The organism is Flavobacterium sp. B183 (assembly GCF_023539155.1).
Lineage (GTDB): Bacteria > Bacteroidota > Bacteroidia > Flavobacteriales > Flavobacteriaceae > Flavobacterium > Flavobacterium tructae.
Genome location: NZ_CP097434.1, coordinates 3,547,826 through 3,568,175, shown reverse-complemented (window position 1 = coordinate 3,568,175; position 20,350 = coordinate 3,547,826). Strand labels below are relative to the sequence as shown.

General features: G+C 34.8%; 25 protein-coding genes. 20 read left to right on the top strand and 5 right to left on the bottom strand.

Going from position 1 to position 20,350, the window contains the following annotated elements:
* Positions 1 to 59: 59 nt before the first annotated feature.
* Positions 60 to 347 (top strand): DUF3817 domain-containing protein, encoded by a 288-nt coding sequence (locus tag M4I44_RS15140; RefSeq protein ID WP_017498293.1) that lies wholly within the window; start codon positions 60 to 62, stop codon positions 345 to 347.
* Positions 340 to 1,596: a mechanosensitive ion channel family protein gene (locus tag M4I44_RS15135; RefSeq protein WP_026110171.1), complete on the top strand. Its 1,257-nt coding sequence runs from the start codon at positions 340 to 342 to the stop codon at positions 1,594 to 1,596. The genes M4I44_RS15140 and M4I44_RS15135 overlap by 8 nt, the downstream gene beginning before the upstream one ends.
* A gap of 118 nt (positions 1,597 to 1,714) precedes the next feature.
* Here the strand turns inward: M4I44_RS15135 and M4I44_RS15130 are convergent, their stop codons facing one another.
* The gene (locus M4I44_RS15130; protein WP_249965224.1) at positions 1,715 to 2,143 is read right to left on the bottom strand and encodes a hypothetical protein; all 429 of its coding nucleotides are present in this window, start codon (positions 2,141 to 2,143) and stop codon (positions 1,715 to 1,717) included.
* 129 nt (positions 2,144 to 2,272) lie between these two features.
* On the opposite strand from M4I44_RS15130, the gene M4I44_RS15125 reads away from it, so the two are divergent.
* A complete protein-coding gene (locus M4I44_RS15125; protein WP_249965223.1) occupies positions 2,273 to 2,680 on the top strand; it encodes a glyoxalase in 408 nt (135 codons plus the stop codon).
* Positions 2,681 to 2,924: 244 nt separating this feature from the next.
* Here the strand turns inward: M4I44_RS15125 and M4I44_RS15120 are convergent, their stop codons facing one another.
* Both M4I44_RS15120 and M4I44_RS15115 read right to left on the bottom strand, forming a co-directional pair.
* Entirely contained in the window at positions 2,925 to 4,667 is a 1,743-nt protein-coding gene (locus M4I44_RS15120; protein WP_249965222.1) for a DUF885 domain-containing protein, read from the bottom strand.
* Between the two features lie 67 nt (positions 4,668 to 4,734).
* Positions 4,735 to 6,711 carry a thiamine pyrophosphate-dependent enzyme gene (locus M4I44_RS15115; protein ID WP_249965221.1) on the bottom strand — a complete coding sequence of 659 codons (1,977 nt, stop codon included), beginning with the start codon at positions 6,709 to 6,711 and terminating at the stop codon, positions 4,735 to 4,737.
* 171 nt (positions 6,712 to 6,882) lie between these two features.
* Between M4I44_RS15115 and M4I44_RS15110 the strand changes: the two genes are divergently transcribed.
* The 17 genes from M4I44_RS15110 to M4I44_RS15030 all read left to right on the top strand — a co-directional run bounded on the left by M4I44_RS15110 (position 6,883) and on the right by M4I44_RS15030 (position 18,893).
* Positions 6,883 to 7,833: an isopenicillin N synthase family oxygenase gene (locus M4I44_RS15110; RefSeq protein ID WP_017498286.1), complete on the top strand. Its 951-nt coding sequence runs from the start codon at positions 6,883 to 6,885 to the stop codon at positions 7,831 to 7,833.
* A gap of 115 nt (positions 7,834 to 7,948) precedes the next feature.
* Complete coding sequence (locus M4I44_RS15105; RefSeq protein ID WP_070908059.1) at positions 7,949 to 8,281, top strand: translation initiation factor; 333 nt, start codon at positions 7,949 to 7,951, stop codon at positions 8,279 to 8,281.
* 203 nt (positions 8,282 to 8,484) lie between these two features.
* A complete protein-coding gene (locus M4I44_RS15100; protein WP_070908058.1) occupies positions 8,485 to 9,354 on the top strand; it encodes a nucleoside phosphorylase in 870 nt (289 codons plus the stop codon).
* Between the two features lie 36 nt (positions 9,355 to 9,390).
* Positions 9,391 to 9,831 (top strand): DinB family protein, encoded by a 441-nt coding sequence (locus M4I44_RS15095; protein WP_249965220.1) that lies wholly within the window; start codon positions 9,391 to 9,393, stop codon positions 9,829 to 9,831.
* A gap of 4 nt (positions 9,832 to 9,835) precedes the next feature.
* Positions 9,836 to 10,228, top strand: coding sequence for a VOC family protein (locus tag M4I44_RS15090; protein ID WP_070908056.1), 393 nt, complete (start codon positions 9,836 to 9,838; stop codon positions 10,226 to 10,228).
* Positions 10,229 to 10,259: 31 nt separating this feature from the next.
* On the top strand, positions 10,260 to 10,733 hold the full coding sequence (locus M4I44_RS15085) for a DUF4265 domain-containing protein (RefSeq protein WP_017498281.1): 474 nt from the start codon (positions 10,260 to 10,262) through the stop codon (positions 10,731 to 10,733).
* A gap of 49 nt (positions 10,734 to 10,782) precedes the next feature.
* Positions 10,783 to 11,634 carry a substrate-binding domain-containing protein gene (locus M4I44_RS15080; RefSeq protein WP_249965219.1) on the top strand — a complete coding sequence of 284 codons (852 nt, stop codon included), beginning with the start codon at positions 10,783 to 10,785 and terminating at the stop codon, positions 11,632 to 11,634.
* 18 nt (positions 11,635 to 11,652) lie between these two features.
* Entirely contained in the window at positions 11,653 to 12,585 is a 933-nt protein-coding gene (locus M4I44_RS15075; RefSeq protein ID WP_249965218.1) for a transglutaminase, read from the top strand.
* 145 nt (positions 12,586 to 12,730) lie between these two features.
* Positions 12,731 to 13,099 carry a hypothetical protein gene (locus M4I44_RS15070; protein ID WP_017498278.1) on the top strand — a complete coding sequence of 123 codons (369 nt, stop codon included), beginning with the start codon at positions 12,731 to 12,733 and terminating at the stop codon, positions 13,097 to 13,099.
* Positions 13,100 to 13,293: 194 nt separating this feature from the next.
* Positions 13,294 to 13,683, top strand: a complete 390-nt coding sequence (locus M4I44_RS15065; RefSeq protein ID WP_249965217.1) for a hypothetical protein — start codon at positions 13,294 to 13,296, stop codon at positions 13,681 to 13,683.
* A 147-nt stretch (positions 13,684 to 13,830) separates the two neighbouring features.
* Positions 13,831 to 14,154 carry a helix-turn-helix transcriptional regulator gene (locus M4I44_RS15060; protein WP_017498276.1) on the top strand — a complete coding sequence of 108 codons (324 nt, stop codon included), beginning with the start codon at positions 13,831 to 13,833 and terminating at the stop codon, positions 14,152 to 14,154.
* A gap of 7 nt (positions 14,155 to 14,161) precedes the next feature.
* Positions 14,162 to 14,632 carry an SRPBCC domain-containing protein gene (locus M4I44_RS15055; protein WP_017498275.1) on the top strand — a complete coding sequence of 157 codons (471 nt, stop codon included), beginning with the start codon at positions 14,162 to 14,164 and terminating at the stop codon, positions 14,630 to 14,632.
* A 26-nt stretch (positions 14,633 to 14,658) separates the two neighbouring features.
* Entirely contained in the window at positions 14,659 to 15,039 is a 381-nt protein-coding gene (locus M4I44_RS15050) for a DoxX family protein (protein ID WP_249965216.1), read from the top strand.
* A gap of 68 nt (positions 15,040 to 15,107) precedes the next feature.
* Positions 15,108 to 15,665: a DUF4256 domain-containing protein gene (locus M4I44_RS15045; RefSeq protein ID WP_249965215.1), complete on the top strand. Its 558-nt coding sequence runs from the start codon at positions 15,108 to 15,110 to the stop codon at positions 15,663 to 15,665.
* Positions 15,666 to 15,687: 22 nt separating this feature from the next.
* Entirely contained in the window at positions 15,688 to 16,266 is a 579-nt protein-coding gene (locus tag M4I44_RS15040) for a YdeI family protein (RefSeq protein ID WP_249965214.1), read from the top strand.
* Positions 16,267 to 16,339: 73 nt separating this feature from the next.
* Positions 16,340 to 16,759: a VOC family protein gene (locus M4I44_RS15035; RefSeq protein ID WP_017498271.1), complete on the top strand. Its 420-nt coding sequence runs from the start codon at positions 16,340 to 16,342 to the stop codon at positions 16,757 to 16,759.
* Between the two features lie 568 nt (positions 16,760 to 17,327).
* On the top strand, positions 17,328 to 18,893 hold the full coding sequence (locus tag M4I44_RS15030) for a serine hydrolase (protein WP_249965213.1): 1,566 nt from the start codon (positions 17,328 to 17,330) through the stop codon (positions 18,891 to 18,893).
* 77 nt (positions 18,894 to 18,970) lie between these two features.
* Here M4I44_RS15030 and M4I44_RS15025 read toward each other — a convergent pair whose 3' ends face one another.
* Entirely contained in the window at positions 18,971 to 20,041 is a 1,071-nt protein-coding gene (locus M4I44_RS15025) for a hypothetical protein (RefSeq protein WP_249965212.1), read from the bottom strand.
* Positions 20,042 to 20,053: 12 nt separating this feature from the next.
* A complete protein-coding gene (locus M4I44_RS15020; RefSeq protein ID WP_249965211.1) occupies positions 20,054 to 20,347 on the bottom strand; it encodes a hypothetical protein in 294 nt (97 codons plus the stop codon).
* Positions 20,348 to 20,350: the final 3 nt, after the last annotated feature.

The following is a 20,350-nucleotide window of genomic DNA, read 5'->3' as shown; positions in this document are numbered from 1 at the left end:
TACTGCAAAAACCAACGATAATACTTAATTTTGCTAGTATTAAACTCAAAAAATAGAATATGCTCAAGATTTTCAAAGTTACTGCAATTTTAGAGGGAATCTCTTATTTAGTATTGTTTACCAATATGCTTTTCATCAAAACCAATAATCCTGAACTTTATCATACCTTATTACGTCCGTTGGGAATGACACATGGTGTTTTATTTATCGGATATGTATTGTTGGCTATTTTACTTAAAAAACCTCAAAACTGGGATTTAAAAACTTTTGCAATTATACAGATAGCGTCACTTATTCCGTTTGGAACTTTTTATATAGAGAAAAAATACCTGGAGAATAATGCCTAGACTTTTGGATAAAATATTCAACTTTTTATACCCTATTTTTAGAGACTGGGGCATGAGCCGCAACATTGCGTCTTATGTAAGCCTGGTCTTTAATATTGCCATTATGGTAATACTGGCTTATGCCATCTATTATTTGGCAAAATTTGTTTTGGTTACACTAACCGCCGTTTTTGCGCAGCGTACCAAAACAAAATTTGACGATTACCTTATTCACAATAAAACCACAAAATACACGGCCTATTTAATTCCGTTTTTCTTTATTTACAAGGCTGTTCCGATTATTCTGGACAAATATGAATACTGGGAGTCTGTTTTTGGAAAAATAGTGGGCGTTTATATCGTTTTGCTGGGTTTATGGATTACCCGCACCATTTTTAATGCTTTACGTGATTATTTAAAGCAAAAACCGGAATACAGCGACAAACCAATCGACAGTTTTGTTCAGGTTATTATGATAGTTCTCTGGATTTTTGGGGTTGCCATTATTATTTCGAAGTTATTCGGAATCAAACAAGGCGAATTGCTGACTATCTTAGGAACACTTTCGGCTATTATTATCTTGATATTCAGAGATACTATTCTCGGGTTTGTTTCGAGCGTTCAGGTCGCGATAAACGATATGGTTCGTATTGGCGACTGGATTACGATGGATAAATTCGGTGCTGATGGTGATGTAATCGAAATTAACCTGACGACCGTTAAGGTTCGAAATTTTGACAACACGATTACCACAATTCCAACCTATGCTTTGAGTTCTGATTCTTTTCAGAACTGGCGCGGTATGCAGAAATCTGACGGTCGACGTATTAAAAGACACGTTTTGATCAAAAGCAGCAGCATTCGTTTTTTGAATGACGAAGATTTGAATCAGATGAAAAAAGTACAATTGATTTCTTCTTATATCGAAACCAGACAATCCGAAATCGACAAATACAATGAGATTCGCGGAATTGATAAAACTTTGGCACTTAATGGCCGAAACATGACCAATTTAGGATTGTTTCGCAAGTATATCATGCAATATTTGGTAACACATCCCGGTTTAAACAAAGACATGCACATGATGTGCCGTCAACTGCAATCGACTGCGAATGGAGTTCCATTAGAAATTTATGCTTTTTCGAGCGATAAACGCTGGGCCAATTACGAATATATTATGTCTGATATATTTGATCACGTAATGGCTTCTGTAGAATATTTCGATCTTGAGATATTTGAACTGCCTTCGAAGATTGGTAGGTTTGATTAAGAAAAGTTTTGTTTCAGGTTTTATGTTTCAGGTTTCAAGTTTCAGGTTTCAGGTTTTGACTTCGTCAATAAACCTAACAACAACGTGAAATCTGAAACCTGAAACAAATAAACAAAAATTACTCCTTAACTTTTTCAAAAACAAACCCTGATTCGTTATATTCTATAGGCTGATCAGGCATAAAAAGCGGAAGATTAAAATAAATTCCGATTACTCCTTTTCCTAAGAACAATTTATTGTCTTTTTTTAGCAAGGCTAAAGGAATTCTCTTCCAGCTTCCGCCATTAGAGATAAAATGATAATCCCCTCTTAACGTGTCTCCTTTTATATCTCCTCTTACATCCCCGGAATCTTTACCAATTTTATGGTAGAATACTTCATAACGGCCGAAAAACCGCTTGTTGTTTATACGAATGTCTAAGACTGCTGTATCGCCTTTGTGAACCGCGCGATAAACAGCATGTTTGTACTCTTCTTTATTTTCTTTTGAATTACAAGAAATTAGAGCAAGAGCCAATAAAGAAAAAAGTATAATTTTTTTGATCATTTTTGAAGTTTTAAAATGCAAATTCATTTCAAACAAAGTTCAGGAGTTTAAAATAATAAGGAATTGCATCATTTTTAGTTTAAATGGAAAAAATCGTATCGGATTTTTTTCTAAATTTAAAGAAAAAACATGGAAGCAAGAGACACTTTTTTAAAAGAATTCAGAGGCGAAACTTTAGGAACTATAAGTGCTCAATCTTCTGCGGATGAGTTGTTTCAAAATCAAACCATTAGACCCATTTTAAAACTTCAGAACGATTTATTTGTTGCGGTTTTTATTAACTATGTCAACAAAAATAAAGCTGATTTTTACTCGTACACAGTAGAAAAGAAACTCCAAACCATCGAAAACTCCATTCAAAAAGATATTAAGTTTAGAAATTCTCTAAAAGGAATCGTAATGGCGCTTTTTACCCTTGAAGAATACGAAACTTATATTCAAAACTCCTCCAGTCTCAACAAAAGGATGATGAATTTACTCATCGATCGCTTGAAAAGTCGGGTACAATTGTTTGAATTAGAGTCGAAATCGAAATAGAATTTAAATGAAAATAGAATTTGAGCTATAAAACAAATCTGACAGGTTTTAAAAACCTGTCGGATTTACATAAATTACTATTTAAACTCCAAAATAAAAAAGACTAACGGTTAAATAAACTGTTAGTCTTTTTACTTTGCATCCATTAGGAAGCAGTTCTCAAAAAAATGTTTTACACTTAATAAAACAAAATCTTGCAAACGACGACTCTATAAGTTTAAAATCGGCCGTAATTGTTGCTGTTTTATTCCTCAGACAACATTAATTCTTTTATATATTTCACTGGAGCACTTCCAAAACTCAAGAATTTCTCGTGAAACTTCTTCAAATTGAATTTATCTCCTTCTTTCTTTTTAAGCTCTTCTCTTAAGTTATAGATCTCCGTGTATCCTGTAAAATAAGAACACAATTGTACTTGTGATAAAGTAACACGTTTCCATTTCCCATCTGCCTCTGCCTGCTGCTGAAAAGCCTCTTTAGTCAATAAATCCAATGCCGCTTCTTTAGACATATTTTTAGTATGTACACTAATGTCCAAAATGGTGTTGCAAGTAGCTCTCAAGTTCCATTTGTAGTACATTAACCACATCTCATCAGAGTTTTTATATCCGCTTTCCAACATCATTTTCTCTGCATAAACAGCCCAGCCTTCTACCATAGCGCCATTTCCTAAAATAGATTTAATGATACTTGGCGATTGATTGCTGTACACCAATTGAGTATAATGTCCCGGAACAGCTTCGTGAATGTTTAAAATTTGAAGGATATAATCGTTGTATTCACGCAGGTAACTTTCTGAATTTTCAGCCGTCCAGCCAGACATGCTTCCCACATTATAATAGGTGTTGGCATTTTTATCATAAGGTCCGGGAGCCGAAATAGAAGCTCCTGCCACGCCCGCCATATAAGCCGGCTCTTTACGAACTACAAGTGGTTTTGAAGGATCGATGTAAAGTAAATCTTTTGCTTTAACATACGCTGTTAATTCCGGAATTTGTTTTTCAATTTCAGACTGGAATTTCTCAGGTGTAGTATGCTGTAAAGAGATTTTATCAATTACTTGTTTGATTAAATCCAGTTTGTCAGCAGGCTTTGGTTCGTTTCCTTTGTATTTTTTCCAAAGTTTATCAGCCAAAACAAACATTTTTTCGTGCAAATCTTTTTTATGATCTACGGCAACTTTGAAGATTTCCTCTGCTGTATAGCTTGATTGGATATCAAAATTGAACTTTTTAGCAAACAATTCCGATCCAAGTCTGAAAGAACGTGGTGTTTTGTTGTCTAACTTTTTTAACCAATCAGCATAATCTGCAACTGCTTTTTTAGCAACTTTTGCTTTATCGAGCATTTCTTTTTTCTCGGCAGCAGTTAATTTACTTTTTTCCAGAGCTGCAGCCAAATCAACGTCAAAAACGGTAGAACCGCCCAAATTTTGCGCTATAGCAAGCTCTGTATGTTCAACTGTTGGATTTTTAATATTCTTTTTGGCTGCTTCATAAAATGCAGGAACATTATTCATTTTAGCATTGAAAGCACGTAAACGAACTTCCAGTGAATCGTATTTACCATTTAAGATTTCGGCGAAAGCTCCACAAACATTATATTCAGAAGGATTCCACTGAGAAGATTTTACTTCTTTAATGTTAAAAACAGTAGCTTCCAATTGATTTTTTATCATTTGAAAATCTGTCTTATTGTTATCCGATAAATCTTCAAGTTTAAATTGTTTTAAAGAATCTAATTCAGAATTAACAAAATCAAGTTGTCTTTTTTCCTCAGCAGCATCCGGAACAACCAAAACACTATCCAGTTTATGATAACCAACAGCCGAAGCCCAGCCCGGGTTAATCTTCCATAAATCAGTAACAAAACGATCCTTATAAGCGTCGAATTTTGTATCTAATGCTTTGTCGCTCTCTGACTTCCCATTCTTATTACAAGAAAAAAGTACCGTGATTGCAAAAATTGAAACAAACAGTTTTTTCATAAGTTATATTTTTATGGTTTAAAGATAAAAAAAATGTTCTTTATGCAAAACTATTTGTTATTTGTAATTAATATTTCAATAATTCTAATAAAACATCTTCAAATCGATTTTTAGCTAAAAACTGATCCTCCAATGCTTTGGTAAACGGAATAGGTGAATCTAAACTGGCAACTCTTTTTACAGGACCGTCTAAATGTTCAAAGCATTCTTCCATAATCAAGGCCGAAATATCACTCGCAATACCTCCAAACAAAGTATCTTCCTGATAAATGATTACTTTTCCTGTCTTTTTAACCGAATTAAAAATAGTTTCGGTATCCAAAGGCTGCAACGTTCTTAAATCAATTAAATCCGCTTTTATTTCAGGATTTTTATTCAGCGTTTCTAATGCCCAATGAACCGTGGCACCAAAAGCAATAATAGTAACAGAGTTCCCCTCTTTCAATAAAGCTGCTTTTCCTAACGGGATAGTGTAATAATCTACAGGAACGTCCTGATAAACGCTGCGATACAATTGTTTGTGTTCGAAAAACAGTACCGGATTCGGATCATTTATAGAAGTATTCAATAATCCTTTTGCATCATACGGAAAGGCCGGATAAACAACTTTCAGTCCTGGAGTTTTAGTAAACCAGGCTTCATTGGTCTGTGAATGAAAAGGTCCTGCCTGAGTTCCTCCGCCACATGGCATTCGTACCACAACATCGGCCTTTTCTCCCCAACGGTAATGTGATTTGGCCAGCAAGTTTACGATCGGGTTAAAACCTGTAGAAACAAAATCGGCAAACTGCATTTCGACAATAGCTTTACAGCCGTTGATTGACAATCCCATCCCGGCAGAAACTACTGCACTCTCACAAATTGGGGTATTTCGTACACGTTCTTTCCCGAACAACTTCACAAATCCATCCGTAATTTTAAAGGCACCGCCATACTCGGCGATATCCTGCCCCATGATCACCAGATTCTCATGCCGCTCCATCGATTGTTTTAAACTACTGCTGATGGCATCAATAAATCTAATATTAGCTACTTCAAAATCAGATTTAACTTCCTCATAAACAAAAGGTTTATAAACATCTTCTAATTCACCATTATAATCAGGAACGATTTCCGGCTCTGCATTTGCCATGGCCCAGTTTTCATCAATTTCCTGTTTAAGAGAACTGTGTAATTGTTCGTCAAATTCAGCAGTCAGAACACCGGTTTCTATTAAATATTTTTTGTAATTCGCTACGGGATCTTTGGCTGCCCATTCGTCCATTAACTCCTGCGGAACATATTTAGTACCACTCGCTTCTTCATGGCCACGCATTCTGAAAGTCTTAAACTCCAGTAAAACCGGATGTGGATCTTTCTGCATTTCTTCTTTCAGTTGCGCCAGTTTATTATAGATTTCCACTATATTATTTCCATCAATAATATGACTCTCTATACCATAACCTATTCCTTTATCGGCCAGGTTTTCACAAAAATACTGCTCGTTTGTTGGTGTAGATAATCCGTAACCGTTGTTTTCAATTACAAACATGACAGGTAGTTTCCACACCGCAGCGATATTTAAAGCTTCATGAAAATCACCTTCACTGGTAGCGCCTTCACCTGTAAAAACTGCTGTTATTTTATTCTCATTTTTAAGTTTATGCGCCAGTGCAATTCCGTCTGCGATTCCAAGTTGCGGACCCAAATGCGAAATCATACCGATAATATTGTATTCTTGAGTGCCAAAGTGAAAACTGCGGTCCCTCCCTTTTGTAAAACCGTTTGCTTTTCCTTGCCATTGCGAAAATAAACGATGTAACGGAATATTTCTGCTGGTAAAAACGCCAAGATTTCGGTGCATAGGCAACACATATTCTGAATCATCTAAAACAGAGGTCACTCCTACTGCGATGGCCTCTTGCCCTATTCCGGAGAACCATTTGGAAACTTTCCCCTGACGAATTAAGATGAGCATCTTTTCTTCGATTAATCGGGGTTTGAGAATTTTTTTATATAAGTCTAATAATTGAGTGTCAGTTAGGTCTTGTCTGTAAAAGATCATTAGCGGTTAGTTTTTAGTATTTCAAATATAGAAAAATATAACAATTTTATAGCTTTTTGTTAGAAAATTTTAATTTTAGTATAACTTTTAAAATTGAATTCTAAAATATTCTCTACCTTTGTTACTGAAAGGTTTTACAACGCCTTTTATCTTTAAATAAAAATGTAAAGTATGCAAAACATTCCTAGTGTAGACTTACGTGATTTCCTTTCGGACGACCCGAAACGTAAACAAAAATTTGTAAATGAAATCGGCAGTGCATTTGAAAACATTGGCTTCGTAGCCCTAAAAGGTCACTTTTTAGATGACCAATTGGTAGACGAGCTTTATAGCGAAATTAGAAAATTTTTCGCTTTGCCAGTAGAAACTAAGCATAATTATGAAATTCCCGGTATTGGCGGACAAAGAGGTTATGTCTCTTTTGGAAAAGAACATGCTAAAGGACGCAAAGAGGGAGATTTAAAAGAATTCTGGCATTTTGGCCAGTACGTGGATGCTTCTTCTAAATATGCAGCAGAGTATCCTGAGAACGTAAATGTTACGGAATTACCTCGTTTTAATGTTGTAGGTAAAGAGGCGTATCAAATGCTTGAAAAAACAGGTGTTTATGTATTAAGAGCCTTGGCTTTACATTTAGGTCTGGATGAGTTTTATTTCGATCAGTATGCGAAAGACGGAAACTCTATTCTAAGACCAATTCACTACCCACCTATTACTACTGAGCCGGAAAATGCAATTCGCGCGGCTGCTCATGGTGATATCAATTTGATTACCTTATTAATGGGTGCTCAGGGTAAAGGATTACAGGTTCAGAATCATGATGGCGAATGGATTGATGCTATTGCTGAAGACGATCAGTTGGTGATTAATGTTGGAGATATGTTGTCAAGACATACAAACAACAAGTTAAAATCAACTATTCATCAGGTAGTTAACCCACCAAGAGAATTATGGGGAACTTCTCGTTATTCTATTCCGTTTTTTATGCATCCGGTAAGCGATATGAAGCTGGATTGTTTGGAAAACTGTATTGATGCAGAGAATCCTAAGAAATTCGAAGATATTACAGCTGGAGATTATTTATACGAACGCTTGGTAGATTTAGGTTTAATCAAGAAATAAACCTAAATTAGATTCCAAAATTTAAAAATTCCAAATCCCAAACTCATCATTGGGATTTGGAATTTGATTTTTACATACTATCTTTAATTAGCATTTATTTTTTAGCATAAAAATTATGGACTTACAAGATCAATTAAAAAATTTGTTTCCAGATCATGTCGAATCCAATGAACCTGAAGAGATTCAGGAACAAGATCATGTTCTTTATATCCAAAAGGAACCTATGATTTGCAAATTCGAAAAACGAAAAGGAAAAGCCACCACCATAATCGAAGGCTACGAAGGATCAGACGAAGATTTCAAAGTATTGGCTAAAGAAATCAAAACCAAACTTAGTGTTGGCGGAACTTTTAAAGACGCCTCTATAATTATTCAGGGAGATTATCGGGATAAAATTATGGAAATCCTTAAAGCTAAAGGATTCAAAACTAAAAGAGTTGGCGGGTAATCATTTTAGATTTTAGATTTTTGATTTAAAAAATTTGACCGCAACGTACGCAAAGAAATTATAATGTAACGCTTAAACAAAAACGCAAAGATCGCAAAGCCTGAGCTTAATGATTTTTAGATTACTGCTATTTGAAATTTCAGAATCGAAAATAAAAAAACTTAGAACCTTAGCGACTTAGCAACTTAGAACCTTAAAAAAAAATGATACAAAATTCAGAATTAATACTTAATCCGGACGGGAGTGTTTACCACTTAAACCTTCGTCCTGAACATATTGCACACGATATTATTTTCGTAGGAGATCAAAACAGAGTGGAAAAAATCACTCAGTTTTTTGATTCAATTGAATATTCTACACAAAAAAGAGAATTTAAAACCCAAACCGGAATCTACAAAGGAAAAAGAATATCGGTAATGTCAACGGGAATTGGTCCTGACAATATTGATATCGTGATAAACGAACTTGATGCTTTGGTAAACATCGATTTTGAAACACGTCAGCCAAAAGAAAATCTGACTTCTTTGAATATTATACGAATTGGAACTTCAGGTTCTTTACAAACCGATATTCCTGTAGACAGTTTTGTGATGTCTAAATACGGATTGGGACTTGACAACATGCTCCGTTCTTATTTAATTGACGAAGTTTCGAATGCTGATATCGAAGAAGCTTTCATCAAGCATACGAACTGGGATGCTAAAAAAGGTAAACCTTATGCTATCGCTTGTTCTGAAAAGCTGGAAAAAATTATCGAATCGGATCAAATGTTCAAAGGAATAACTGCTACAGCCGGAGGTTTTTACGGACCACAAGGACGTGTTTTACGCTTGAACATTCAGGATCAGGAATTAAATAGTAAAATGGATAATTTTAGTTTTGACGAACAAAGAATTACCAATTTAGAAATGGAAACTGCTGCGATATACGGACTTTCTGCTCTTTTAGGGCATAATGCGCTTTCGTTAAATGCAATTATCGCCAATCGTGCTTCGGGAACTTTTAGCGAGGATCCTTATAAAGCGGTTGATGCACTTATTGCGTATACCCTTGATAAACTGGCAGGAAATTAATTCACTACTATAATCCATTCAGAAATTAGATTATTCATGGAAAATGCTATTTTAAAGTTTGAAAAATTACTGACGGATAATTCGGCTTATTTTCCTTCTCTGAAAAGTGAAATTTTGGAAGCTAAAAACCCCGGGAAATGGTCAAAAAAAGAAGTTATCGGACATTTGGTTGATTCGGGGATTCATAATCTGGTTCGTTTTACAGAAATTAATTATCTAGAAAAACCGTATTATCACAGACCTTACAATCAAATGGATCTGGTAAATTTAAATCAGTATCAAACCATGGACATTAATGATCTTACACAACTTTGGCTTTCTATCAACCGCCAAATTATAAGGATCATGAAGAATGTGGATGAAAAAGCTTTGAATTATGAGATCATTTTAAGCGATGCATCTGTAATTGATTTAAAGTTTCTAATGACTGATTATGTAGAACATTTAGAACATCATATTAATCAAATAAGATCCTAAAATTATGTTTTTAAGAGTTGCCCGACATACCGATAATATTGAAAAAATAGCTAATTTTTATATCAATGTCCTTGGTTTTGAACTCTTGGGCAGCTTTGAGAAACATAAAGATTATGATGGTGTATTTCTTGGAATGCCACAATCCGACTGGCATTTTGAATTTACACAATCAAAAGTAAAAGCAAATCATACATTTGATGAGGATGATGTTATTGTGCTTTATCCAAAGTCAATTATCGACTACAACGAATTGATAGACAGAATTGAACGCAATAATATCTCAATCTTAACTGCAACCAACCCTTTCTGGAACGAGAATGGAAAAATGTTCTTAGATCCTGACGGTTATCGCATTGTAATATCGCCTTTGAAAGCAGTGATCGATCAGATCAATTAATAGAAGTTGCAATAAAATATAAAATGAAATAATGGCAGAAACACATAAAAAAATACTGTTCAAATACTACAGTACTTACCTGGAAGAAATAGTGTCGGAAACCATGTGGGCAGAAATTTTAGATTCTGAGAAAGGTCTTTTTAAACTGGATAACATTCCTTTTTTCGGTCCTTTAATTGCTACAGATGATATCTTTAGAGCAGAATATGACGAAAATGAAAAGTGTTTTATCCATAAAGAAACCATAGAACATTCAGGGAACTCGATCGTACAGGTTCTTATTCTTGAAAAAGAATTTGATAAAGAAATCATACGCGAAAAATTAAAAGCAATCAATTGTTTGTCAGAAGCATTAAATGATACCTTTCTTGCAGTCGAAATTACAAAAAATACCGATTATTCGATTGTAAAGAACTTATTATCAGAATACGAAGCAAATGCTATAATTGAATTTGCCGAACCCTGTTTATCAGACAAACACAGAACTGATTTATTAAAAAATTAATACCCCAATAAACTTAAAACACACTTAACCAACTTAAACTAAACTTAGAATGAAAACTGTAAAAATTGTAGGTGTTCCTGAGCACTTCAATTTACCATGGCAAATGTGCATTGAAAATGGTGAATTTGAAGCTGAAAATATTGATTTACAATGGAAAGACATTCCGGAAGGAACCGGCAAAATGTGTCAGATGCTTCGCAATGATGAAGCTGACATTGCCGTTATTCTGACTGAAGGTATTCTAAAAGATATTGCAGCAGGAAATCCAAGTAAAATTGTTCAGATCTACGTACAATCACCTTTGATTTGGGGAATTCATGTTGCTGCAAAATCAACTTTTGAAACCGTGAAAGATCTTAAAGATAAAAAAGCAGCCATTTCACGATTGGGTTCAGGATCACAGCTAATGGCTTATGTCAATGCACATGAGCAAGGATGGAAAACCGATAATTTACAGTTTGAAATCATAAATACGATAGACGGCGCTGTTGAAGCATTGACTAACGGAACTGCCGATTATTTTATGTGGGAGCGTTTTATGACCAAGCCACTGGTTGATAAAGGTATTTTCAGAAGAGTTGGTGACTGCCCTACTCCATGGCCATCGTTTGTACTTGCCGTCAGAGACGAGTTTTTGAAAAAGAACCCTAAAATAGTCGAGCAGATATTGGAGATAATCAATAGAACAACTCAGGATTTTGCTCAGATTCCAAATATTGACAAAACTCTGGCAAGTCTTTTCAATCAAAAACAAGAAGACATTCAGGAGTGGCTAAAATTAACCCAATGGTCTCAGAAGCAACTGACTGAAAAAGCTTTTATCAAAATTCAAAATCAATTATTTGATCTGGGAATTATTGAGAAAAAAAGTACTTTTGTTGAAACCGTAAAAGCGCTGTAAAAACTGCTTTTGAATCTTATGATAAAATTTCCTAAAATTGACTTTCCGCAATTAAAATCCAAACTACAGGTGAAATCACCCTGGGACAGGATTATTATTATGCTGCTGAGTCTTTTGATTACGGTTCCGATTTTTATCATATTACATCAAAATCTGATCGATTTGCAATGGGCATTCAATTTAGATCGTGTTTTGATTTTTATACTCGTTTTTACTGCAATTTTCTTTCTTCTGATGTTGCTCAGAACCATCATTATACTCTGCATTGCGGTATATTTATTAGTATTGTTCTACGGAACGGTTATTGGAAATTATGGCTTCAGTGAAATCTCCGAAGACTACAATTCGATGATTTACACCATGTCTGACAATCCATTCCCACAGGATATTATTGTGGCAAAACTGCTTCCGTTTCCTAATAAATCCAAAATTATCAATGCGATAGAGTATCAGAATCCAAAGGTTCGAAACTTTGCCATTATGGCCACCTCTAAGCATTTTAAAGGCCTTAAAGGTTATTCAGATTACAGAACCATTATTCAGTGTTTTGCCGTGTTTAAAGAAATCAACAGCCGTTGGAATTATGTTAATGATCCTAAAGAAGGGGATTATATTGCAACTGCGAGTGAGTCTTTAGAATACTTTTCAGGCGATTGCGACGATCATTCTATTTTGATGGCCGCTGCAGTTCGATCGATTGGCGGAACTCCCCGATTGATTCATACGAAAGGACATATTTACCCTGAAATACTTATCGGCTCAACAATCGACTTGGAAAAAGTAAATTACCTGATCAAAAATGTGCTTTTTGTAAAAGAAAGTTATGGTAAAAAAATTCATTACCACATAGACGAACGTGGGCAGGTATGGATGAACCTGGACTATACCGCCAAATATCCGGGTGGCCCTTTTATGTACGAAGAAATTCTGGGAGAGCTCACCTTAAACTAGTTTTTCTGAAGCTATTCAGGCACAAAACCCTTGAGATTTATGGTTTTTTCATGTGTGATAGTAATTTTATAAATATTTGATTTTTAGATTTTTAATTAGAATAAATTTTGTAATTTTCTGTAGTTTAACATATAACCACAAAATCATGAAAAAATCTAAATTATTTATCTTCGCAATTGCAGTACTGGCTGTATTAATGATTTCATGTCATAAAGGTCGAAATAAATTAGTGAACTCCTGGAAAATTACTGCTGTAGAGCCTAAATTACCGATTTCGGATTCTATGAAAAATGTAATTCTAACTCAGGGTACACTTACCTTTACGGAAGACGGACATGTTACCGGATATCTTACTCAAGAAATTAACAATGGTACTTATGCTTTAACAAAAGGTGGTAAAAATTTAGTGATAAAGGATGAAACCGGTACTCCCTACCCTTGTGAAAGTATCATAACAGAAGATCAACTGACACTAGACAGTAAAGAAATGAAAGTTACCCTCAAAAAAATATAATGTTCTGCACCTTAAAACAACAAAACCACTCTTTTATAAACCGGAAAGAGTGGTTTTTTATTTGGAGCAATACCTCAATCTCTTTTTAAGCAATCAAACACTTCTGAAAGTGAATTCCTTCATTGATTTGTTTTTTTTGAGTCAAACTATTGTAATTTAATATTTTAAGCCTAACTTTAATAAACTAAAAACAAATGCCCCCAATAGAACCTATGATTTTAAATTCGAAAAAAATATTTCTGATCGACGGCTTAGGAGCTTTATTCTCTACCCTTTTGTTGGGCGTAGTATTGGTTGAATTGGAAATCTACTTCGGCGTTCCCAAAAAAACACTCTATCTTCTTGCTGTTTTAGCCTGTTTGCTTATGGCATCTTCATTTGCGAGTTACTGGTTTGCGAATGAGAACTGGCGAGGTTGTCTAAAAATTATTGCTTTTGCAAACCTGTTGTACTGTGGAATCACGGCAGGCCTCTTACTCTATCTTTATACCCACCTAACCTATTTAGCGGTATTCTATTTTCTCGCGGAAATTGCAATTATACTCTTTCTTGCTCGAATGGAATTTAAAATTGCGAGCCGTTAACTTCTTATCTACTCTACGGCTCCATCGTCCGGAAGTCTATAAAACATTGATAATACTGTCATTACAAAAAAATATTTTTAAAAAATAGTGTCAAAAATTTTGCGCAGTCAAATAACTGCATTATATTTGCTGTCAAATAACTGCACAATGGAAATTCGTAGAGATGTATTTCAGGCAATTGCCGACCCTACCCGAAGGGCAATCTTAAGCTTAGTGGCTATCCAGTCAATGACTCCGGGAGTTATTGCTGAAAATTTTAATTCTTCAAGACAAACTATTTCAAAACACATTCAAATATTAACGGAATGTGAGCTCTTGGAGCAAACGCAAAATGGAAGGGAAATTTATTACGTTACTAATGCCAGAAAAATGAAAGAAGTTGCTGATTTTATAGAACCGTTCCGCCAAATGTGGGACGATCGTTTTAACAAACTGGAAAGTATCATGAAAAACTATAAACCGAAAGAATAACCAAATTATGGAACGAAAAACGAAAATTACTGCCGAAGAAGGTCAACAGGATTTATTAATTACAAGAGAGTTTGATCTTCCTTTAAAATTATTGTTTATGGCTTATACAGAGCCCGAAATTGTTGAACAATGGATGGGAACCAAAGTACTACAACTTGAAAATAAGAAGTATGGCAGCTGGCAATTTGAAACTTCCGACCCTAAAGGAAATGTAGTTTTTAAAGCTAATGGAGTGGTTCATGAGTTTTTTCCGGAACAGAAGATTACACGAACATTTGAAATGGAGAACTCTCCTTTTCCGGTTCAACTTGAGTTTCTTGAATTTGAGGCGATAACAGAAGAAACCAGTCAGTTAAAAATGCATATTATTTACAGATCTGCTGCACTTAGAGATCAGATGTTAAAACTGCCTTTTGCTCAGGGAATCAATATGGCTCACAACAGATTACAAGAATTCGCTGCCAAAAAACTAAATTAAACTAACTTAAACTAAACTATAAAATCATGAAAAAAAGAGACAAAATCATCTATTGGGTTGCTACATTATGGCTGGCGTTAGGAATGACTGCTACAGGAATCGTACAAATGCTAAAAATAAAAGAACAGGAAGGCATGATACAACATTTAGGGTTTCCAATATACTTTCTGACACTTATTGGTATTTGGAAATTATTAGGTACTGTGGCGATCTTAATTCCTAAATTTCCATTACTAAAAGAATGGGCCTATGCCGGCTTTTTCTTTACCATGACGGGTGCTGTTTTTTCGCATTTGGTTGTTGGAGACCATCCAAAAGAACTATTTGGCCCGGTATTGCTTATTGTTTTGACTATTGTGTCCTGGTATTTCAGACCTTTAGAAAGAAAGGCAGTTTTGATAAATTAGATTATTTCTACTAATAACCGTGAAATTTTTACACTCAAAAACATTTAGCTTCTAAAAATTAAACCCAAATGAAAAACAAACTATCAACAGAACAAAGCGAAGAATTATTGAAAGTACTACAAATCCGTTTTGAGAACAATATGAAGAGACACGCAGGTCTTGCGTGGGATGATGTTCAGAAAAAACTGGAGGCAAATCCGGGGAAACTCTGGTCACTCGATGAGATGGAACGAACCGAAGGCGAGCCGGATGTTGTTGGATTTGACGAGAAAACGGGAGAATTTATTTTCTTCGATTGTTCTGCCGAAAGTCCAAAAGGCCGAAGAAGTCTGTGTTTTGATCATGAGGCACTGGAAAAAAGAAAAGAACACAAACCTGCCGGAAGTGCTGTAAATATGGCCGAAGAGATGGGAATTGAACTTTTAGATGAAGTACAATACAAAGAACTTCAAAAACTGGGTAAGTTTGATGCCAAAACTTCAAGCTGGATTGTTACACCTTCTGAAATTCGTAAACTGGGTGGGGCATTGTTCTCTGATTTTCGCTACAATACCGTATTTGTATATCATAATGGCGCCGAATCTTATTATGCAGCCAGAGGTTTTAGAGGATCTTTGAGAGTTTAATGAATTTTAATAACAATAGCATATGAACCCTAAAGTTGATCTTTACTTTGAGAATGCTGAAAAATGGCAAAAAGAACTGGAAGAGTTACGAAAAATTGCGATGGATTGCCAATTGACAGAAGAACTAAAATGGGAAACAGCCTGCTATACGCTGCATGGTAATAATGTTGTTTTGATACATTCTTTCAAAGAGTATTGTGCTTTTCTGTTTTTTAAAGGAGCCTTAATGAAAGATACGGACGGAATTCTAATACAGCAGAGTGAGAATGTTCAGGCCGCAAGACAAATTCGTTTTACGAGTCTTGACGAAATCAAAGCTCAGAAAGCAATCTTAAAAACGTATATTTATCAAGCCATTGAAATAGAAAAAGCCGGTTTGAAGGTAAAATTAAAGAAGACTGCCGAATTTGAGATTGCAGAAGAATTTCAACAAAAACTAGACGAAAACAAGGCTCTTGAAACTGCTTTTAAAGCTTTAACTCCAGGTCGTCAACGGGCTTACTTACTGTATTTTTCAAGCCCAAAACAATCTAAAACCAGAGCGTCTAGGGTAGAAAATATGACGGATCAGATTCTTCAGGGAAAAGGATTGAAAGACTAATTTTTTTAAAGATGATGTAGGAACCGTTTTAATAAAGAAGAATAGTTTTATCTTAGTATAAAAAACAAAGCTCATGGAAGACCAAAAAAATCAAACCAATCCCTCCTCTTCTGACCCGACACCAAAAGTAACGGGAGTTGGAGGCATATTCTTTTTTTCAGAAAACCCAAAGGAAACCAGAGATTGGTATGCCAAAAACTTAGGACTTGAAGTTAACGATTGGGGATCTACTTTTGAATCCAGAAAAATAGATGCTCCTGAGGTCGTAGAATCTCTTCAATGGAGCCCGTTTAAGAAGGATGACGCGTATTTCTCTCCTTCCAAAAAAGAGTTTATGATTAATTACAGAGTGCAGCATATTGAAGCTCTTGTCAAACAGCTTAAAGAAAACGGTGTAACGGTACTTGATGATATTGCCACCTACGATTATGGAAAGTTTGTTCACATTATGGATACTGAAGGCAATAAAATTGAACTTTGGGAGCCGGCATAGGATTTATTGGTCTTCTCAGTACAAAGAAACTATGTTTCTATAGGGATAATCTTTTTACGCAGATTGCTTTGCTTGTTCGCTATCGCTCGGGTCTGCAGATTTAGCTGATTTTTTTTCTGAAATAGTTCTCCGCTATACAGAAGGAATGTGTTTCTTTTAGTTTGTGTTTCTCAGTACATAGAAAAACTATGTTTCTCTGTGTTTAGTTTTTTTTCACGCAGATCCCGCAGATTTAGCAGATTTTTTTTTCTAAAAATATTTCTTAGCAATTATATTCGATCGAAGCATCCAATTGCCTCTTGGCTGAAATAGCTTAAAAACTATTTTGGCAAACATGAGGTGTTATAAACATGCAATTCAGTTTCATAAAAAATACCCCTTGCATAGCTCTTTGAAAAACCGAGCTTCTAAAAACTTAAAGAAACTTACAACAGATGCAGCTAAATCATTTTTTAGGCCACGACATACAGGATTAATTACAAAGATAATTCCTATATTCGCTGATGGGAATGTTAATTTTTAACAACACCAACTAACAATCAAAAACGCCATAACCTTAAAAAAAATTATGAAAAAAGTAACTCATCTGTTTACATTAATGCTCTTTATTTGTTACGCTTCTACCCCTCTCTATTCACAAATTACATCTGAAAAAATAGATCTTTTAATGCAGGACGCTTTGGAGAAATTTAAAGTGGCCGGGGCTTCAATTGCAGTTGTTAAAGATGGAAAAGTAATTCATCAAAAAGGATATGGTGTTGCCTCTATCGAAACAAAAAAGGCCGTAAATGAAAGCACAAATTTTCAAATAGCCTCCAACAGCAAAGCTTTCACAACTGCAGCGCTCTCTATTCTTGAAGACGAAGGCAAACTGAAATGGACAGATAAAGTAAAAGACCATCTTCCAAAGTTTAAAATGTATAACGATTATGTTACGGAAAATTTTAGCATACAGGATTTGCTTACACATCGCAGCGGACTTGGATTAGGCGTGGGTGATTTGATGTTTTTCCCTGATGGCTCCAATTTTACAATAAATGATGTTCTAACTAGTTTTCAACATTTTAAACCGGTATCTGCTTTTCGAACTAAGTTTGATTATGACAATTTACTGTATATCGTAGCGGGAGAATTAATTTCTAAAGTAAGTGGTATGACTTACGAAGATTTTATACAAACCCGAATTATTGATCCTTTGCAAATGAGTAATTCTTTTGCACAAAGCGACAGGATAAAAGATAAAAGCAATCTGGCTGTATCACATTCGTCAGAATCCGGAACTATAAAACGAATTGATGGATTCGGAATACAGATAAACGGTGCTGCGGGAGGAATCATTTCAAACGCAGCCGATATGGCAAAATGGATGACTTTATGTCTAAATAAAGGACAGTATGGAAGTGACTTGAAATCAACACTATTTTCTGTTAAAAATCATAACGAAATGTGGCGCATCCATACCGTTGAAGAAGTAGATCGTGATCCGAGATACAATTCGCATTTTAGCGGTTACGGTCTGGGTTGGGGATTAACTGATGTGAAAGGAAATCTAAAAGTATCTCATACAGGAGGTTTACCAGGAATGTTATCCATTGTTACGATGTACCCGGATCTAAACTTAGGCATCGTGATTTTAACCAACACAGAGAATGGCGGTGGCGGGCTCTTTACTGCCGTTACCAATACTATCTCTGACAGTTATTTAGGCCTGGACGATTTTGGTTGGACCAATAAAATTGTGGAATGGATGAAACAAGGCAGAAATACAGGAGATGACGTTACCAAGAATGTTTGGGAAAAAGTAAAACTGGCAAAAAATGTGAAAGTAAAAAACGAAGACTTTATCGGAGTTTATACTGACAATTGGTTTGGAGAAATTGAAGTATTTGAAAAAAACAAACAGTTATGGTTCAGATCCTATCGTTCACCAAAATTAAATGGCCCTATGGCTTTTTATAATGCTAATACATTTGCCATAAAATGGGAATATCAGGCAATGAATTGTGATGCCTTTGCGATGTTTTCACTGGATGAAACCGGTAAAGCACAATCAATTAAAATGAAAGGCATCTCTCCTAATATTGATTTCAGTTTTGACTTTCAGGATCTGGATCTAAAAAGAGTGAATAAGTAAACCTGTTTTTTATACTAAAATTAAAAAAAAGTCCGCAAAGTTTTCTTTTATACTTTGCGGACTTTTTGCTTCTCTATTTAATCAAGTAATGCTTTTAGTTCTGATTCCTTCTGATTAATAATGAAAAGCTGACTTTTATCTTCCAATAATATCTTGTAATCAAACTCTTTGGCTGCATTGAACTTCCAGTTTTTTAATTCTTTAAAACTGTTCTTAATGAGTTTTAGATTTTCAGCATTATTTTTAGAAACAATGATCATCTTAGTCAGATTTGATTTCTGCATCTTTTCAAGAGTGCTTCTGCTAATTTCGGTTTCATCTTCTGATCTGGAACGGTAACGATACTTTTGTTTGATGACGTCAAAATCCTTTTCATTTTCAGAAATAACGTATCTGTAAGCCATAAGATTATCCATTTCGTCTATCCAGTTTGGGAATTTTGTTTCATAGCTTTCAATATAATGATCTATAAAACTTTTGTCTATGGCTTTCTTTTGAGAAATGTACTCGTTAAGCATAGGGTAAATTTCTTTTGCCATGAGGTTGATGTATTTTTTATTGTACCAGTCACCATCATCAACTTTTCCATTCAGCTGTGCGTATACATAACCATTGGCTAATGAAGTTGCCAGCGCTTCGTTAAGCAGATGATAGGCGTAATTACTGTATTTTGATTTGTTTTCTTTGAAACTATTATCGATCATTTTTTTTACTTCCAATGGCTGTTCGTTGTAAATAATATGATACGTTTCGTGCAGCATTACACTAAAGAGATCCTTATAATCGTCTAAATCTGTTTGAATGGCACTGATGAAATTATTACCAAAAGAATTCGCAGTAAAGCCTTTAGAATTAGGCAAAGGATAAAATGCGATTTCAAAAGGAATTGAAGTATCCCAACTCGAATTGTAAAAAATCAAACCCATTTCAAAATAATGCTCCAAGTCATTTTCCTTTGCGTATTTGGTAATTTCTACGAGCTGTTTTTCAAATTTTTCTTTATTGGGATTGTATATGAGTTCGTTGTAAATCGGAGTAAAAGCGGAAATTATTCTCGTAAGATCATTCAGTGTTTTGTTGGTTAAAACTCCAATAGAGCGTATTTTAAAATCTTTTAAATTTTCTGTTTCGATTAAGTTTTTTCTCAAAAAATCAAACGATTACATTGGCTTTTTAGAGCCTTCCGGGAATTCTTCAAATGGATAGCTGTAATCCAATGTCAGATGATCAAATTCTGCGACCAGTTTCTGAAATTGCTCAGTATTGTATTTTGATTTTTGAAACTCGGTTTTAAAAACGTTGTCCGGATAGTTTTCGGATAAATTCTGAAGAAAAACAAAAACAGCCAACTGCTCAGAATACTTAATATTAAATACTGTTTTTTGAGCAAAAGACCAATTGGTTACGGCACACACCATAACAACCAAAAGCTTAATTTTTAAAGTAATTTTCATTGT